The sequence below is a fragment of the Pseudarthrobacter phenanthrenivorans Sphe3 genome (assembly GCF_000189535.1).
In the GTDB taxonomy this organism is placed as follows: Bacteria; Actinomycetota; Actinomycetes; order Actinomycetales; family Micrococcaceae; genus Arthrobacter; species Arthrobacter phenanthrenivorans.
On sequence record NC_015145.1, the window covers coordinates 1,865,474 to 1,882,803 of the forward strand.

A 17,330-nucleotide genomic window follows, 5' to 3' on the forward strand; every position below is an offset into this window, starting at 1 on the left:
CGGAAGTCCATTCCGGGGGGCGACGAGAATCAGGCAAAGGCCTTATTCACGGTCCATGAGTCTTCATACAGGTGCAGCTTCGTGATCCTGTTGGCCTCGACGTGGAAATGCATGGCGACGGGTGTTTCAAATGCCCGTCCCGTTGATGCTGAGCTGTTGGCGATGGTTGCCAGGACCACGGCATCGCTGCCGTCCACCAGGATCGAATGCACAACCGCCGAACCTGGGCCGGCAAACTGCCCCCACATGGTACGGAAGTAGTCGGCCACCTGTGGTTTTTCGGTGCGGGCTCCAATCCAGGGGAGAGCGGGGTTTCCGGGGACGTTCCAGTCGACGATGTCACTAAAGAGGCTGGCAATAGCGTCGGCATCCTGCCCACCCACTTTCTGGAGGAAGGTCGTGACCAGGGACTGGGTTACTTCGCGATTTTGTTCCATTTAGTCAAATATAGGAGTTTTGGACTAACCTGTCAAGAACGCTTAGGGTGTAGCGCATGGGCAGGCCACGGAAATTCCAGGAGCGGGACGTCATTACGCTGGCGGGGGAGGCCTTTTCCTCCAACGGATACGGTGGAACCACCATGGACGACCTGGTGCGTGCTACCGGGATCGGTAAACAAAGCCTGTACAACGCCTTCGAGGGAAAGCGCGAGCTGTTCCTGCGTGCGCTGAAATCCGATGCGGCCGACGCGGTGGCAGCAGTTGATCAAGCCCTCGGATCAAATGAAGCAACTCCCTTGGAGCGGATCCGTGCCCACCTGCTCAAGTTGGCCATCACTTTCAGTGCCGGCAGCAGCAGACAGGTGCTGTTCCTGAAGGCAACGGTGGAACTCGCCGACCGCGACACCGAGGTGGCGCGGTCCGCCCTGGAGGCTTTCCACGAGTTACGGAGGATTTACCGAAACTGCCTAGCGGACGCCCAGGAGAGCGGCGAACTGGCGGAATCCGCTGACCTGGACGGTTTGGCTTCCTTCTTCCTGGCCGTGACCCGCGGCATGGAAGTCATTGGCCAGGCTGGAGTCCCGCGGGCGGAGTTGACCACTATCGCAATGACGGCACTGGACAACGTGATCGCGGCAAACGGACCAAAGTAACTCGCGCGTTCGGTGGTTTATGGGGCCGGAGTAGTGCTCAAGTTCCGGGCGTAGCCGGGATCCAAAGAAGAAACTTAACGCCAACACGGAAGCGGAACTATCCACAATGAGCCCCGGCAATTTCTTACTCACGACTGAAGTCGTACCTTTCGACGACGGCCGCGCCGTCGAGCTGCGTGGCGCCCTCAGCACCGAGCTGCTGGCCCGTTACGCCACCAAGGAATTTCCCCGCCTTTCTTCGGTGTCGCGTGCCGCCCTGGACGTTCCCCCGGAGCAAATCCTTGCCACCGTTCTGGTGCTCAATCCGGAAGGAACCGCGCTGGGCCACGCTTCGCTGAGGCGCCTTGGGGACGAGTTCGAAGTCAAACGAGTCATCGTCCTGCCCGAAGCCCGGGGCAAGGGTGCGGCCACCGTCCTCATGTCCGCCGTGGAAAGGCTCGCCGTCGAAGCGGGCGCCAGTCGGCTCATCCTGCAGACCGGAGACAAACAGCCAGAAGCCGTGGAACTGTACCGAAAGCTCGGCTATACCCCTATCCCGATATACCCGCCATATGACACAGCCATCCCCTTCTCAAGCTGCTTCGCGAAGACATTGCGGAGCTGAATGAGGGCCGGGACGACATTGGCAGGGCGATTGCATCATCCGCGATGAATTTGCGTGTTCCCGTGGATCTGGATCGCAGTTTGGACCAGCGAGCTGCGGTTTCTCTAGCGGTTTTCGCCAGGCCTGTCGCTGCCGGGAGGGCGGCATCCTTACTTCACAGGGCCGAAACCTGCGGCAGCGTAGATTAGGTCGATGACCTTCATGTTGGAAACGCTATCGGGGCCCTCAGTGAGCAACTCCTGGCCTGACTGAAGACCAAGGACAATGGCCTCCAGTTGATGGTCGTAGGTCTCAAGGCCTCGTACCGTCCAGATGCGGTCCAGCCCGTTATGGCTCAGGGTGATGGAGTGCCCCCTGGAAGGAAAGACCAGATTCTTGACGACGAGTGTCCCTTGAGTGCCGACCACTTCGAGGGATGAGTTCAGGTGCCCGGGCTCTTCCAGCATCGCGGATGTGATGAGCGCTGTTGCTCCCGAGGGAAACTGGAGGTCCGCTGCCACGCTGAGGTCCGCGCCAAGGGGATTAAGCGACCCGCTCGCCCGGACTACGGTTGGTTCCTCGCCCATGAATGCCCGCACCCAGTGAACCGGGTAGCAGCCGAGGTCCATCAGCGATCCGCCTCCCAGCCTCGGATCGTGCCGCAGAGACGCCGGATCGAACGGGTTCGAGCTTGAAAAGTCTGCGCTCAGTGTCAAAATCTCCCCGAGCTCGCCGGAGGCCTTGACGGCATCGAGTTCCGCGCTGAGAGGGTGGTAGCGGTCATGAAAGGCCTCGATGAGGCGGTGCCCAGTCGACTGCGCCGCTTCCAGCATTTGCGCAGCCTCGTCCGCATTCATGGCGAAGGGTTTCTCGCAGAGCACATGCTTTCCTGCTTCCAAAGCGGCGATCGACCACCTGGCGTGCTCGGAAGGTGGCAACGCGTTGTAGACCAAATCAACGTCGGGGTCGGACATCAACGCTGAGTAATCGCCGTAGAAACGGTCAATCCGATGGCGCTCCGCGAACTGTTGGGCAGACGCTATTCGGCGCGAGGCTACCGCAACGACCTCGACGTCGGTTCGCCGCCTGGCGGGCCGGATGACGGCCGCAGGCGCGATACCCGCGGCACCCAAAATTCCGATTCTTAACACTGCATGTCTCCTTGCCGCGGCGCCGGAACGCGCAGTTTATTCGCATTGACCTTTACGAGTATCCCTTTCATGTGGGCGGGCGCCAACCGGACGCGGTGGAGCGCGGGGCATTGACCCCACGGCATCACGCATATATAGTTCAGGCAGTAAACTAAACCGGGAACTACCGGGACCCCCGACTGCAAGGACGCATCATGACTCTCTCCCCTACACCGGCTGATAAGTTCACTTTTGGATTGTGGACCGTTGGCTGGACCGGTGCTGACCCGTTCGGTGTCGCCACGCGCGCGGCCCTGGACCCTGTTGAGGCGGTCCACCGCCTGGCCGAGCTGGGTGCGTACGGCATCACGTTCCATGACAACGACCTGGTCCCGTTCGAGGCCACGGCCTCGGAGCGGGAGCTGATCCTGAAGAACTTCAAGGCAGCCCTGGCCGAGACCGGCCTGAAGGTGCCCATGGTGACCACCAACCTGTTCAGCCACCCGGTGTTCAAGGACGGCGGCTTCACCTCCAACGACCGTTCCATCCGCCGGTTCGCCCTGTCCAAGGTGCTGCGCAACATCGATTCGGCCGCCGAGTTCGGTGCTGAGACTTTTGTGATGTGGGGCGGGCGTGAAGGCAGCGAATACGACGGGTCCAAGGACCTCGCCGCGGCCCTGGACCGGATGAAGGAAGGCGTGGACACCGCCGCGGCCTACATCAAGGACAAGGGCTACAACCTGCGCATCGCCCTGGAGCCCAAGCCGAACGAGCCCCGCGGTGACATCTTCCTGCCCACCGTGGGCCACGGCCTGGCGTTCATCGCCCAGCTCGAACACGGCGACATCGTGGGCCTGAACCCCGAAACCGGGCACGAGCAGATGGCCGGGCTGAACTTCACCCACGGCATCGCCCAGGCCCTGTGGGCCGGCAAGCTCTTCCACATCGACCTCAACGGCCAGCGCGGCATCAAGTACGACCAGGACCTCGTCTTCGGCCACGGCGACCTGACCAGCGCGTTCTTCACCGTGGACCTGCTCGAAAACGGCTTCCCCAACGGCGGCCCCCGCTACGACGGGCCGCGCCACTTCGACTACAAGCCCTCCCGCACCGACGGCTACGACGGCGTCTGGGAATCAGCCAAAGCAAACATGGCCACCTACCTGCTCCTGAAAGAACGCGCCCTGGCCTTCCGCGCAGACCCCGAAGTCCAGGCAGCCCTGGCCACCTCCGGCGTCGGCGAACTCGGCGAACCCACCCTCGCCGCCGGCGAAACCACCACCGACCTGCTCGCGGACACCACCGCGTTCGAAGACTTCGACGCCAACAAAGCAGCCGAACGCTCCTTCGCCTTCGTCCGCCTCAACCAACTCGCCATCGAACACCTCCTCGGTGCCCGCTGACCCTCCGTAACGCACGACCCCCATGGGACAGCGCCGCCGGAGTCAGTAGCACTCCGGCGGCGCCCACCCCTCAAGGCAGGGGATGATCGGCTAGGCAGGAGGCCCCGCCGATGGCAGGGCAGTATCGGTGGTCGGCTGGAACCAGTTGAGGTGCCTCATACCCAGCCTTCCCTGTGCCAAACCCGAACAACCACCCAGGAGACATCATGAAGGTCCTTATCACCGGCGCTCATGGAAAGGTCGGTCGTGCCGCTACCCAGGCGATGATCGACGCCGGGCACGAAGTGCTCACCACCGATCTGACTCGTCCCGGCTTTGAACGCAAGCCTGAAGGCACACCGAAGTACATGATGGCCGACCTCACCGACGCAGGGGAAGCGTACTCCGTCGTCAAGGGAGTGGACGCCGTCGTACACGTCGCTGCGATCCCGGAACCCACTGGTCATCCGCCTCACGTCGTCTTCCAGACCAATCTCATGGCGACCTTCAACGTGCTTGAGGCCGCCATTCGATTTGGCGTGAAACGCTTCGTTTACATCTCCAGTGAGACTGTCCCCGGGTTCTTCTTCCCCGAGCGCGATTTCCTCCCTGACTACGCACCGGTGGACGAGGAACACCCGATCCGGCCACAGGATCCCTACGCGCTCTCCAAGCACTTTGGCGAGCAGCTTATGGACGCCGCAATCGCCCGCTCCGACATCCGCTGCATTTCCATCCGGCCGAGCTGGGTCCAGTTCGAAGGCAACTTCGAGACAAACCTCGGGCCGCAGGTCCGTGACGCGTCAGTCCTGAGCCCCAATCTATGGAGCTACGTCGATGTCTATGACCTCGCCGACGCCATCGTCCTGGCCACCGAGTCAGACCTGCCCGGACATGAGGTTTTCTACATCGCTTCCCCTGACAATGTGGGCGGCCACGACTTCGCCGAGGTCCTGAACAAGTACTACGGTGACAAGATTGAACTTCGCGAACTAGGCCGTATTGATGCTTCCGGGATCTCGAGTGCGAAGGCGCAACGGATGCTGGGCTGGACCCCGAAACGCTCCTGGCGGGACTATCTCGACGCCGAAGGACATACGCTCAACCGCTAACACCAGCGTTCCGGCAGGAATCAGATTCAACAACACAGGCGCCGAAGCCACTACCGTTCCGGGGCCAGCGGCGCGGAGGCCCGCTAAGCTCTGAGCATGGAGGTTCGAGATTCTCGGGGCGACGCGACCAGGAACATTAATCGGGAACTTGCCCAGCGGCGCGGCTGGATACTCACAATAGCCGTGGGATTCGCCTTGTATTTGCTGAGTTTCGTTATAGGCCTGAAGGCGGTGGCCCCCTTATGCGGCAGTCCCTTGGTCCCGTCCAGCAGAGGAGCCGAACTGTCCGATGCTCAACTGCTTACCACTGGATTAGCGGCAGAGTGTTACCGGACGATCGATGCCGCTGCGGTGCCGGTCTGGATTTTGATGGCCTCGGGGATAGCCCTGGTCCTGACGGGTGTCGCCGTCAGGATAGTCGGTATCCGCCGGTCCGTTGATCGCGGCGGAAGCTGACAAGCCCCCGCCCTGCTCCTCGATGTCTAAGCGCAAAGATCCGGGCGTTGACGGGCACGGCGACCTCCGGCCGGCGGACAGGTCACTGGCGGACAGGTCACTGGGCGGTCGCCGCCCCGGGCGGGATGGTCTCCTGCTTGGCGCCTTCGGTCTCTGGCGGCGGCTGCGTCCGCGTTTGCGTAGGCCGGGGAACGGCGTCCGCCGGTCCGGGGCCTGGAGCGGCAGGAGTGATGTTCTGATTGACGTGGAAGAAGTTGTCGGGGTCGTACTTGGCCTTCAGCTCCGCCAGCCGCGCATAGTTGGACCCGAGCGTATCCTCAATTCTGGACTGGTCGTCGGCGTCCTGGAAGTTGATGTAGCCGCCGGGCTCTGAGTACTGGTGCAGCGCCGCCCAGTAGTCACGAACCCAGGCGATGTTCCTGTCATTTTCGGATGGCTCCGGCCACTGCCCGGCAATAACAGGGGCGAACTTCACGTCCCTGTATGCGAAGGCGGTGGCTTCAGGCGCCACCCTTTGGACAGCACCGTCTATGGGATAGAAGTGGTTCGCTGAGTGGACGGTCGGGATTCCCGGAGCATATTCGACGGCGGTGCGCAGCACCTCGTCGCTGAGGTTCCGGAGGAAATCGGCCTTCCAATAGCCCTGCAGCCCGGGGACGCCGCTCAGTCCATCGAACATGATGTTAAGGGCCGGGTACGGCATCGGGGCGAAGAAGCTTCCCAGCGCGGGACCGGCGTCGAGCATGGCCTGCCAGTGTGGTGGTCCCGCTTCCAGATCGCCCGTCCACATGCCCGCAATCACGGCCACTGGCTTCCCGTGCCATTCCTCAGGCAGGAAAGGAACCGGGGGACCTTGATGGAATCCGAGGAACGCGCCCATCTCCTCCGGTTCCGAGGCAATCCACTCCCGGTAGGCAGCACCCACAGCGGCTCCCATGGCAGCATCAAAGAAAATCAGCCCGACGTGGACCATGTCCAGCGGGTGGAGGCGGAACTCCAGGGACGTCACGGCACCGAAGTTGCCGCTTCCGCCGCGGAGTGCCCAGAAAAGGTCGACGTTTTCTGCTTCGCTGGCCGTCACAAACGATCCATCTGCGAGGACGACGTCCGCGGCGACCAGGTTGTCGCACGCCAGTCCGTACTTCCGGGCGAGGTAGCCGATGCCTCCGCCCAAGGTCAGGCCTGAGACGCCTGTGGAGCCGATGATGCCGCCGGTGCTCGCCAGTCCGAACGCGTGCGTCGCGTGGTTGAAATCCGCCCAGGTCGCGCCTGGCTCCACGCGGGCTGTCCTCCCCACGGGATCGACGCGGACGCCCCGGCGGGCAGAGAAGTCCAGGACCAAGCCGCCATCGACGGTCCCGAAGCCGGGTGCGCTGTGACCGCCGCCGCGCACGGCCACTTCAATTCCGAGGCCGCGGGCGAAGCGGATGGCGGCCATGACGTCTGCGACCTGGGAGACGCGCAGCACGGCTACCGGGCGGCGGTCGATCATGCCGTTATAGACACTGCGCGCGGCGTCGTAGTCCGCATCTCCTTCTTCGATGACCTGCCCGCGGACCTGTTCGCGCAGCACAGCAAAGCGATCGCTACCCATGACAACTCCCACTTTCTGATTTTTGAGACCAAGGGCAGCCGGCTCCATTGGCACCCCAGCGGGGGCCAGCCTTATGACAACTCCGGTATACGCCTGGCCCCAGTACGCGTCAAGGTCGCCTGGACAGCTACAGCAGCAGGTCGTCGAAACTGTGCAGTTCGCGGGCGGGCGTTGGCGTGGCCAGGGCTTCGAACGCCTCGGGGAGAGGCGTGAACTCGTTGTCCATGGGGTCCCAGTCAAAGAGGTGCGCAAAATCCAGGCCGGTGAGTTCACTGATCCTGCGGACCGGGACCTGGAACGTGGCGGGGGTGAAAGCCTCCCGGAGCATATCCTCCACCAATTCATGCTGGCTGATCATGTACCCGGAGGCTGAAGGGCTTCCGCCGGGCCGCCGGAACACCGGGATTTTCCAGAATGCCAGCGGGATCCGCGTTCCCTGGAATTCAGGATCGCCGGCCGCGAAAACCGGGCCGGTGAACACCGTGAGCCGGAGCCTTTCGGCTCTCGCCCGGTCCAGGAGATAGTCTTCGAGGCCGGCCCACAGCGACGCCCCCTGGTTGAACTTCTTGTGCTGCGGGGAGCAGTTGGTGAAGTGGAAGGTATCGTCATTGGCGGCGAGCGCCACGTCATCCGGGCCCCAGGCCGGATCGAGGCGGCGTACCAGGTGCCCGCGGTCAAAGTCATTGTCCGCATAGAGGTCTTCACCGGTCTGCTCGGAGCGCTTCAGCCGGGGGTCGAAGTACCACTTGTTGCGGTCGCGTTTGGGCGACTTGCTGAGGTGGCCGTCCACGTTCACGGCGGTATAGAGCGCCAGGCGCCTGGTGCGCTGCATGACGAGGCTGAAGTGATGGTAATTCAGGACGGTGGGGTCCTGCCCGGGGGCGGCCGCCTGGTTAAGGGCGGTATCGGCACGTTGCTCGGCCGTGAGGACCGGCAAGGGGACGGGCGTGCCCAGGAATTCGGCGTCGTAGCCCTTTCTCCGGGGGTAATCGGGATCTATGGCCACAGCCTCTACGGCGGTTGCCGCGGCCGGCACGTTGCTCCTGCCCGCAGCGGCATCAACCGGACCCTGCGCCGTTCCGAGCCGGACCGTGATGTGCAGGGGAATAGTAACGGAGACGGCCCCTTCCCCTGCAAGGGCGGCAGAGTGCTGCGCTGCGGGCTGTGTCCGGGCCGTGTCCTGCTGTTCCTGAACCGGAGCCGGCGGTTCCACCGGCAGGGAAGGCGGGTTCAGGACGTCCTCCAGCAGGGCCCGTTCCTGGACGTTCATTGCATCGGCGTGCGTGCCGAGCCAGGCCAGGATGCTGCTGATGCGGACCCCCTCGTTGGCTATCCATTGGATCTTCAGCTCATCCTGGGTTGCATCCCAAACCGTGCCGTCCACGGTCAGGATGTCTCCGGCTTCGTTGCGGGCGGGCACGCCGGAATGGTGGAGCCCCAGGACTTCCCACTGGTTGTTGAAAAGCGGTGAACCGGAGGAGCCGGGCGAGGTGTCCGTGCGGTAGTGCAGGAACTGGTCAAAACGGTCGATGAGTTCGTTTTGCTGCAGGGCGAGTTGTTTCTCCTGCCCTTCAGGGTGCTGGATGATGTTGATGGACTCGCCCAGCAGGATCTTGCCCTGCTCCTTGGTAGTCCGGTTGAAGCCGAAGCTGGCCAGCGGCAGGGAGGCACCCGTCCCATCGGCGCGTGAGCGTGCGGCCACCGCCACCACAGTGACGTCAAGGCCGGCGTCGGTCCGGAAAAACGTGTCCGGTTCCAGGTCAAACTGTGATGTGGCCAGGGGCAGGCCGTTGAGGCCGTTCTGGAAGTTGAATTCCAGCCGCGAGTGGCGGGCGGACTCCGCGTCCCTGAGGACATGGTTGTTGGTCAGGGCCAGGCGGGGAGAGATCATGAACCCGGTGCCGAAGGAGCGGATCTGGAACCGGTCACGGACGATCACCCTGCCCACACTCCTGGACACCGCCGTGCCGAGTTCGAGGAACGCGATTCCCAGCAGGTTGCTTCCGCCGATGATTCTTTCCAGCACAGGATCCGCGCCAACCGCGGAGGGCGACGTCGTCTCCGCCGTCGTCCTGATCGCGTCCATGACCACCGGCTGGCGGAGGACCCGCCGGGAGCGCAGCTCCACCCTCTCCGGCGCATCCACGTCGAGGATGCTTCCTTGCGGGGCGTGGGCAGCCGCGATCTTCTCTTCCGTGCCCGACCGTGGACCCTGCCGCGCCTGGAACCGCGACTGGGTTGCCGTGATCACATCTTCCGGAATTACCATCGGCTTGCTCCTTTGAACGCCTCGCCTGAACGCCTCCCCGTCCAGCAGTCACCCGCCCAGGCAGGGGAGGAGGGGAACTAGTTGGCATTCGTGGGTGCCTGGACCAGTCCGGCGCCCACATCCACCGGATCAGTGCCCGCCTTGAGCGGCTTGAACGTTCCGGACGCGATCAGTTTGGCCTGCAGGAGTACCGGGCTCAACGGTCCCTGGGCAAGAAGCCGCTCAGCCCAGAGCGCCGCCACGCCTGCCACGTGCGGGGTGGCCATGCTGGTTCCGCTGATCGTTTTGGTCCCGCCGTTGAGCCAGGCGCTGAAGACCCCGACGCCGGGAGCCGCCACTGTCGCCATTGTGTTGGAGAAGGGGGCCACAGTCAGCCCGCTGCCGCCATCGGCCAAGGCGGCAACCGAGGTGATCCCGTAGGCGGCGGCCGGCGGGGCAACATTGATCTCGTAGGCGGGATTACCGGCGCGTTCGCTTTCGTTGCCGGCGGCCGCGACCACAATCGTCGTCTGGGCCACTGAGGCGCGGGCGTTGAGGAGGTTGGCGAGCTGTTCGAACAGCCTGACGTTGGCACGGTAGCCTTCGAGGGCGATCGACGTTGCGGCGGGGATGGACAGGCCGTTGACGTTGACCAGCTCGTCCACCCAGCCCGGGAAGTCCATGCCCAGGGACATGGAAATAACGTGGGCACCGTTGTCAGCAGCCCACAACATGGCGCTCGCCAGCGTGTCACTGCTGCCGCCGCTGGGTTCCCCAAGGACTTTGCCGATCACCGCGGTGCTGACGCCGCGTGCGACGCCGATCCGCTGGCCTGACAGGTCGCGGCCAAAGATCGTGCCGGCGCAGTGCGTCCCATGGCCGTTGTCGTCGTCGGCGCTGCCTGCGCCTGTGAAGTCTTTCGTGATGAGGTTGACGCCGGCAAAGGCCGGGTGGGTCGCATCTATTCCGGTGTCCAGGACAGAGATGACCACCCCGGCGCCGGTGAAGGGCGACGTATCCGCGCCCACAGCCTTGACACCCCACGTCGCATCAGCGGCTGCGGCAGCATCGGCCGCCAGGGGTTCGATGAGCTTCATGGGCATGGCCGGGGCGAAGCCAATGACGGTGGGGTCGTTCCGCAGGGCGTTGAGAGTTGAAGTGGAAGGATTCTCGTCCTCCTCCACCATCATGCCCACAGCGCGTTCGGCGACGTTCCGGGCTGTGCTTTCCAGCCCCGGTGCTCCCGGCCCGTCGAAGGGATCACGGGTGGCGCCGAGGGAAGGCGCGCGCAGTATCACGATCTTTTGGTTGAACAGCTTGGACATCCGGGGCTCCTTGGCTTATACACGGAACGGTCTGCGTTTTTGGCGCAGCGGCGGCAGCGAACGTATCGGTGAACGTCTGATCCCACACGGTGCCAGTTCTACCCGGGACGGCGTTACAGCAGCGTTATCGGCCAGGCCACATGCATCGTGTATCGCCACCACGCGTGGCTGCGTCCTTCAATGCGGCGTTGCGGATTCCCTTCGCGCTATCGTTTTCGGTAATGCGCTGGCCCTGTTGGCGGGGCAGGCCCACGCTCTGCAACGCCTCAACAACCTGCCTCTGAAGGGACCTTGGTGGACGACGGACTGACAGAAGGCCGCTTGGAATGCCTCTTCACGGGCTCGATTTGGGCTGAAGGGCCACTGTGGATTCCCGCGTCGCAGACGGTCCGGTGGAGCGACATTCCCAACAACCGCATTCTCGAGTTCAACCCGGCCGCGGGCACCACCACCGAGTACGCCCTTGCGGCAGGATTCACCAACGGCAGGACCCTCGACGCCGACGGCAGCGTGGTGCAGTGCAGCCATGGGCACCGCCGGGTTGAACGCGACCGCGGCGGTACGGTGACGGGGCTTGTTGATTCTTTCGAAGGCCGGCGCCTGAATTCACCCAACGACGTCGTGATCGCGCGCGACGCCAGCATCTGGTTCACGGACCCGCCATACGGAATCCTCCCCGGCACCAAGGAAGGTTACGAAGGAGAGCAGGAGTACGGGGGCTGCTACGTCTTCCGGTTCGTGCCTGCTGCCGGCACCCTCAGTGCAATGATTACCGACCTTGTGTATCCGAACGGCCTGGCGTTCTCACCGGACGAAAGTGTTCTTTACGTCTCGGACACGGCCGGTCCAGGCCATGGAGTGCCGCTCCGGATCGCGGCTTACGACGTCCGTGACGGCTCGTGCCACCGGCAACGGATCCTGGAACTCGGGGAAGGGCACGCCGCCGACGGTTTCAGGGTGGACCTTGAAGGCAGGATCTGGACGTCTGCCGGACCCTCCCTCCGGGTCTATTCACCGGACTTTGAACTGCTGGCCACCGTTGCCGTACCCGAAACGGTTTCCAACCTGTGCTTCGGAGGCGCCGACGGGCAGGACCTTTACATCACCGCCACCACCAGCCTGTACCGGATCCGCACCACCACGCGGGACGCCACCACGGCTGGAAATCCAAAGGAATAAGAGGAGCCATGGACTATAGAACCCTCGGTAACAGCGGCGCCGTCGTATCCACGTATGCGCTGGGCACCATGACATTCGGTGCGGAGGCAACGGAGGAAACCTCCCACACCATCATGGATGACTACTTTGCCGCCGGCGGCAATTTCATTGACACCGCTGATGTCTACAGTTCAGGGGTTTCTGAAGAAATCATCGGACGCTGGCTGGCGAAACGGCCGGACATGAGGGACAAGGCGGTGATTGCCACCAAAGGCCGCTTTCCCATGGGAACGGCACCGAACGACGTCGGAACGTCCCGCCGGCACCTGACCCGCGCCCTGGATGGCTCCCTCCGGCGCCTGGGCGTGGAACAGGTGGACCTGTACCAGATGCATGCCTGGGACCCCATCACCCCGTTGGAAGAAACGCTGCGCTTTCTGGACGATGCTGTGAGCCGGGGCAAGATCGCCTACTACGGGTTCTCCAACTTCCTTGGGTGGCAGCTGACCAAGGCAGTCCACGTAGCCCGCGCGCACGGCTGGAACCCGCCGGTGACCCTGCAGCCCCAGTACAGCCTGCTGGTCCGTGATATCGAAGCCGAGATCGTCCCCGCTGCGCTCGACGCCGGGGTTGGGCTGCTGCCGTGGTCGCCGCTGGGCGGCGGATGGCTGTCCGGCAAGTACAAACGGGACCAGGCCCCGGCAGGTGCCACCCGCCTCGGCGAGAACCCCGAACGGGGAATGGAGGCCTGGAAGGCGCGCAATGAAAACGCACACACCTGGACAGTTATTGATGCCGTGGAGGGGATTGCCGCCGAACGCGGAGTAAGCCCCTCCCAGGTTGCCCTTGCCTGGCTGGCGGACAGGCCGGGAGTCACGTCCGTCATCCTTGGCGCCCGAACCCGGGAACAGCTTGCTGACAACCTTGCTGCGGCGGATGTTGAACTCACGCCGGAGGAAAGCAACCGGCTGACCACGGTGAGCCAGCCCCCGGCCGGCGTCTATCCTTACGGTCCCATGGCACAGGAGCAGCGCAGCCGCAAGATTGAAGGCGGCCGGTAGCTCAGCGGAGTATCCGGTAGCGTACGTGGGTCACGAGGCGCGTTCCGCTGACGTCAGCCGGTTCAAGCCTAATATCCCGCACTCCCTCCAAAAGACGCGCGCCTGCTCCAAGGACCAGCGGCGCGATGTGGAGCCGGAGTTCGTCGATGAGGCCGGCCGACAGGTATTGCCGGGCTGTGGCAGCGCCTCCGGCAATGGCCACGTCCTTGCCGTTGGCTGCATTCCGGGCCTGGTCAAGTGCCGCTTCGATGCCTTCGGCGACGAAATGGAACGTCGTGCCGCCCGCCATCTGCAGGGGAGGCCTGGGATGATGCGTGAGGACGAAAACGGGGGCGTGGTAGGGCGGCTCCACGCCCCACCATCCTCGCCAGTCAGCGTCCCAGGGCCCGGGACCCGGCCCGGCGAACATGTTGCGTCCCATAATGTAGGCGCCGGAGGAGAGGATGCCGGCAATCGCGTCCGCGTTGGCATCGGGCTCCTCGAACATCCACCGGTGCAGCTCCTCCCCGCCGTCGCCCAGGGGAGTGGAACGGCTCTGGTTGGGGCCGGCGAGGAATCCGTCCAGGGAAACAGTGAGATCGCAGGTGACGTTGTTCATGGCGTTCCTTTTCCGGCGGGACACCAGGGCGGGGCCCGGTACCGGCCATGCTAGCGGCAGGGGACGCCAAGGCCTAGGGAAAAGGGCCTTGAAGGCCCCGCCGCGCGGGGATAGCATGGCCGCCAGCCCGACAGGAGGAGACGGCAGTGGAAAACGGAACCGCAGCGGCACGGCCGGCTGGGCTGATGGTTGACCTCATCATTTCCCTGGATGGTTATGCCTCCGCCGAGGGATGGCCCGGCTGGTGGGGTCTGGAGGGGCCCGAATACCTGGCGTGGCTGGAGCAGGAGGGACAGAAGAACTACACCTTCCTGATGGGCGCCAACACATACCGGCTCATGTCCGCCATGTCAGAGCAGGCCGCAGCCGGAGACTCGGAATTTTCCGACGACGAAGGGGCCAGCCTTAGCGGGCTCGCAGCGGTGCGCAAAATCGCTTTCTCCTCAACACTCCAGGCCCCGCTTGCGTGGCCGAACTCGGAGCTGGTCACCGGGGATGCCATTGGGGCCGTGAAGGAAATGAAGCGTTCGGGCGGCCAGCCCTTGAGCACCCTCGGCAGCCTCAGCCTTTGCCGTTCCCTGCTGACCGCCGGCCTGGTGGACCGGTTCCGGCTGGTGGTTTTCCCTGTGATTACCGGGCGGACCGGACGCGAGCGGATCTGGGATGGCTACCCGGACGTCGCACTGGAGATGGTGGAAAGCCGGACGTTTGATGGCAGGCTGCAGTTGCTCGAATACATTCCCACCGTGCTCTCGGGCCCGCCGGGCACCACGGTTGAATAAGGGGCCCTCCGCTTTTTGGGTGACAGCCATTTGGCACACTGGACACCATGACAGAACGTGATGCCGTAACCACCCAACGTTCCACCGTCCAGGAATGGACCCGCGCCCTGGCCGAGTCGAAGGGCTCGCCTGGGGGAGGCGCCGGGACCGGCGTCATGCTGGCCATCGCGGCGTCGCTCGCCTCAATGCTCGCCGGCTACACAGAGCCAAAGGAGCACCAGCGGGGGGACCTCGCCGCCCTGCACGCGCGCGCCCTCTCGCTGCGGGAGGAAGCCCTTCGACTGGCCGACGGCGATGCTGCCGCGTCCGAAGCGTTTGGCGCCGCCTTCCGCCTGGACCGGGGCCGCGAACGGGACGAGGCGATCCACCGGGCCTCCGTCGACGCGGCCAAGGCTTCGGCCCTCCTGGGGGAACGGGCCGTGGCCGCGATCGATGACCTGGGCTGGCTTGCCTCGCACGGGAACCCGGCGCTCATAGCCGATGTCGTCGTCGGGTTCGGGGCCCTGAGGGCTGCGGTGGCGGGGGCGCGGACGAATGTCAGCTTCGACCTTGCCACCCTCAGGTCTGCCGGGGCCACGCTGCAGGAGGTTGAGGAACAGCATCCCGCCCTGTGGGCAGCGGTGCAGCAGCTCACGGCTGCGCTGGAGCGAATCGATCACCTGACTGCTTCCGTGGACCACAGGGCAGCGCCCACGGATGCCGCCTGAGCTGCCGGTGCAGCAAGAACCCGGCAACGCCCCGGGCAGGGCGGCGCCGGCCGGTATCCTTAAGGAATGACCACGGCGGTCCGCCACCCACAAACCGCCTTCCCGCTGGCACGGAGGACGCGGGGTCTGGTGCGGCGCGTGCCAGTATGGACCTGGCGGCTGCTGATGCTGGGCGTGAGCCCCCGTGAGCGTGCACGGTTCAATACGGACCCACGGACAGACATCGGTTACGCAGTTGATATCAGCTACGCAGAAGATGGTGTGGCCGCGCAAAAACTCGACGTCCTCACCCCCCTCGCAATCGCCCACAGCTCCCAGGCCCGCCACAACGGCGCCCTTCCCGTCTACGTGTACTTCCACGGCGGAGGATGGACATCCGGCGACAAGTCAGCCCTGACCAAATACTGCGCAAACCAGGCGGCCGGCGGAATGGTGGTGGTCAATGTCAACTACCGCAGGCCGCCCCGGTTCCATATGGGCCATGTACTTGATGACGCCAACGCTGCTTTGGCCTGGGTGCGCAGCAACATCGAAGACTACGGGGGCGATCCCGAATGCGTGGTTTTGGGCGGCGACTCCGCCGGCGGCCAGATCGCGGCTTTGCTGGCGGCGGCAACGTTCCGGCCTGAGCTGGCCGGACACTATTCCCTTCAGCCCGCCGTGGCCGCGGACCACGTGAAAGGCCTTGTCCAGCACTGCAGCATGGTGGACTTCTCAGTGTTCTTCAAGAGCGGATTCGTGATGGGCCTGAATTTCGTCCGTATGCTGCTGCCGTCCCGGCCCGGGAACCGCCGCCGGGTGCCCTTTACCACCAAAAGGGCCTTGGAGCGGCTCCGGGAGGAGGCCGCCTGCATGTCTCCCATTGAATGGCTGGACGGCCGGTTCCCGCCTGTCTTTGTCACGACCTCGGAACGTGACTTCCTGTATGAGGCCAACCTCAACTTCATCGCGAGGCTGGAAGAACACGATGTCCCGGTTGATGCCCTGATCTACGAATGGTCCAACACGAACACCGAACACACCTGGCAACAGGACTACCGGTTCGCCGAATCCCAGGAAGTCTACCGGCGCCTGCACGCCTTCGTCAGGAGGGTCTCGGCCCCCGCCGGGGACGCCTCTCAATAAAACCTGATGCCCGCGCTATCTTGGGAGCATGGGAACGGCGGATCGGCAACCGTTGGGGGTAAGCCCCGAAGAGTTCGGTTCTGCCCGCGTTGATGCTGCAGCCCTGCTGGATGCGGAGCTTGGTGAGGTTGACTGGACCAGGCGCCCTCCCGGTTCGGCAGCCACCAGGATCCAAGCCCCCAGCGGCCAGCTTGCGGCCTGGACCATGGGCAACCCTGAAGACCCCTGGATCGTCCTTGTTCCCGGGGCCACCGGCTCCAAAGAGGACTTTTCGCTGATGATGCCGGACCTGGCCGAAGCCGGCTACTTCGTCCTCAGTTATGACCTGGCCGGACAGTACGAGTCTGCAGCAGCCGGACCGGAGAACCTGGTGCCGCCGCGGCGGCACTACGACTACGACCTCTTCGTCAACGATCTCCTTGCGGTCCTCGGGACAGCCGGCAAGCCTGTCCATGTGGTGGGGTACTCGTTCGCCGCGATCGTGGTGCAAATCGCGTTCTCCGTCCGGCCGGAGCTGTTCCTGACGCTCACGCTCCTGAGTTGCCCGCCCGAACCCGGGCAGAGTTTCCGCGGGGTGAGCAGGATCGGGCGGTTCAGCAGCTGGGCGAACGGCCGGATAGGTGCAGCCCTGCTGATCTGGGGTATCCGCCGGAGTTTTGTCCGGGTGCCCCGAAGCCGGCAGCGCTTCGTCAATTACCGCTTCCGCTATACGCGGCGGGCTTCCGTCCGGGACATCTACGAACTGATGAAGAATGTTCCGGACCTGCGCGGACTCCTGGCCGGCGCCGACATCCCCAAGTTCGTCGCCGTGGGAGAACATGACCTGTGGCCTCTGCAGCTGCACCGGCTGTTCGCCCAGGCGATCGGCGCCCGCATAGCTGTCTACCGCGGCGGGCACAGCCCGTGCGAGACTTCGCCGCATGAATTCAGCCGGGACCTCCTGGCCCTGTACGCGAAGCAGGACGGAGCGCCCTGA

General features: G+C 64.3%; 16 protein-coding genes. 10 read left to right on the top strand and 6 right to left on the bottom strand.

The features are described 5' to 3' along the window. Positions 1–29: 29 nt before the first annotated feature. Positions 30–437: a nuclear transport factor 2 family protein gene (locus ASPHE3_RS08555; protein ID WP_013600821.1), complete on the bottom strand. Its 408-nt coding sequence runs from the start codon at positions 435–437 to the stop codon at positions 30–32. 56 nt (positions 438–493) lie between these two features. Here ASPHE3_RS08555 and ASPHE3_RS08560 point away from each other — a divergent pair, with 56 nt between their 5' ends. After that, positions 494–1,093 (top strand): TetR/AcrR family transcriptional regulator, encoded by a 600-nt coding sequence (locus ASPHE3_RS08560; RefSeq protein WP_013600822.1) that lies wholly within the window; start codon positions 494–496, stop codon positions 1,091–1,093. Positions 1,094–1,199: 106 nt separating this feature from the next. Continuing rightward, positions 1,200–1,697, top strand: a complete 498-nt coding sequence (locus ASPHE3_RS08565; RefSeq protein WP_013600823.1) for a GNAT family N-acetyltransferase — start codon at positions 1,200–1,202, stop codon at positions 1,695–1,697. Between the two features lie 149 nt (positions 1,698–1,846). On the opposite strand, the gene ASPHE3_RS08570 is transcribed toward ASPHE3_RS08565, so the two are convergent. After that, positions 1,847–2,827: a Gfo/Idh/MocA family protein gene (locus ASPHE3_RS08570; RefSeq protein WP_013600824.1), complete on the bottom strand. Its 981-nt coding sequence runs from the start codon at positions 2,825–2,827 to the stop codon at positions 1,847–1,849. Positions 2,828–3,021: 194 nt separating this feature from the next. On the opposite strand from ASPHE3_RS08570, the gene xylA reads away from it, so the two are divergent. After that, positions 3,022–4,209 (top strand): xylose isomerase, encoded by a 1,188-nt coding sequence (xylA, locus tag ASPHE3_RS08575; RefSeq protein WP_013600825.1) that lies wholly within the window; start codon positions 3,022–3,024, stop codon positions 4,207–4,209. Positions 4,210–4,415: 206 nt separating this feature from the next. After that, the gene (locus ASPHE3_RS08580; RefSeq protein ID WP_013600826.1) at positions 4,416–5,300 is read left to right on the top strand and encodes an NAD-dependent epimerase/dehydratase family protein; all 885 of its coding nucleotides are present in this window, start codon (positions 4,416–4,418) and stop codon (positions 5,298–5,300) included. 553 nt (positions 5,301–5,853) lie between these two features. Here ASPHE3_RS08580 and ASPHE3_RS08590 read toward each other — a convergent pair. The 3 genes from ASPHE3_RS08590 to ASPHE3_RS08600 all read right to left on the bottom strand — a co-directional run bounded on the left by ASPHE3_RS08590 (position 5,854) and on the right by ASPHE3_RS08600 (position 10,923). Then, entirely contained in the window at positions 5,854–7,350 is a 1,497-nt protein-coding gene (locus tag ASPHE3_RS08590) for an FAD-binding oxidoreductase (protein WP_013600828.1), read from the bottom strand. 127 nt (positions 7,351–7,477) lie between these two features. Next, a complete protein-coding gene (locus tag ASPHE3_RS08595; protein ID WP_013600829.1) occupies positions 7,478–9,619 on the bottom strand; it encodes a DNA/RNA non-specific endonuclease in 2,142 nt (713 codons plus the stop codon). Positions 9,620–9,696: 77 nt separating this feature from the next. Continuing rightward, positions 9,697–10,923, bottom strand: a complete 1,227-nt coding sequence (locus ASPHE3_RS08600; protein ID WP_013600830.1) for a S8 family peptidase — start codon at positions 10,921–10,923, stop codon at positions 9,697–9,699. Positions 10,924–11,217: 294 nt separating this feature from the next. Here ASPHE3_RS08600 and ASPHE3_RS08605 point away from each other — a divergent pair, with 294 nt between their 5' ends. Both ASPHE3_RS08605 and ASPHE3_RS08610 read left to right on the top strand, forming a co-directional pair. After that, positions 11,218–12,102, top strand: a complete 885-nt coding sequence (locus tag ASPHE3_RS08605; RefSeq protein ID WP_013600831.1) for an SMP-30/gluconolactonase/LRE family protein — start codon at positions 11,218–11,220, stop codon at positions 12,100–12,102. 8 nt (positions 12,103–12,110) lie between these two features. After that, positions 12,111–13,142 (top strand): aldo/keto reductase, encoded by a 1,032-nt coding sequence (locus ASPHE3_RS08610; protein WP_013600832.1) that lies wholly within the window; start codon positions 12,111–12,113, stop codon positions 13,140–13,142. Position 13,143: 1 nt separating this feature from the next. Here the strand turns inward: ASPHE3_RS08610 and ASPHE3_RS08615 are convergent, their stop codons facing one another. Then, a complete protein-coding gene (locus tag ASPHE3_RS08615) occupies positions 13,144–13,740 on the bottom strand; it encodes a dihydrofolate reductase family protein (RefSeq protein ID WP_013600833.1) in 597 nt (198 codons plus the stop codon). Positions 13,741–13,925: 185 nt separating this feature from the next. Here ASPHE3_RS08615 and ASPHE3_RS08620 point away from each other — a divergent pair, with 185 nt between their 5' ends. From ASPHE3_RS08620 to ASPHE3_RS08635, 4 genes are all read left to right on the top strand, one after another. After that, positions 13,926–14,522 carry a dihydrofolate reductase family protein gene (locus ASPHE3_RS08620; RefSeq protein ID WP_041652721.1) on the top strand — a complete coding sequence of 199 codons (597 nt, stop codon included), beginning with the start codon at positions 13,926–13,928 and terminating at the stop codon, positions 14,520–14,522. A 47-nt stretch (positions 14,523–14,569) separates the two neighbouring features. After that, positions 14,570–15,229: a cyclodeaminase/cyclohydrolase family protein gene (locus ASPHE3_RS08625; RefSeq protein WP_013600835.1), complete on the top strand. Its 660-nt coding sequence runs from the start codon at positions 14,570–14,572 to the stop codon at positions 15,227–15,229. A 66-nt stretch (positions 15,230–15,295) separates the two neighbouring features. Further along, entirely contained in the window at positions 15,296–16,354 is a 1,059-nt protein-coding gene (locus ASPHE3_RS08630) for an alpha/beta hydrolase (RefSeq protein ID WP_254363018.1), read from the top strand. A gap of 28 nt (positions 16,355–16,382) precedes the next feature. Further along, complete coding sequence (locus ASPHE3_RS08635) at positions 16,383–17,330, top strand: alpha/beta fold hydrolase (RefSeq protein ID WP_041652036.1); 948 nt, start codon at positions 16,383–16,385, stop codon at positions 17,328–17,330.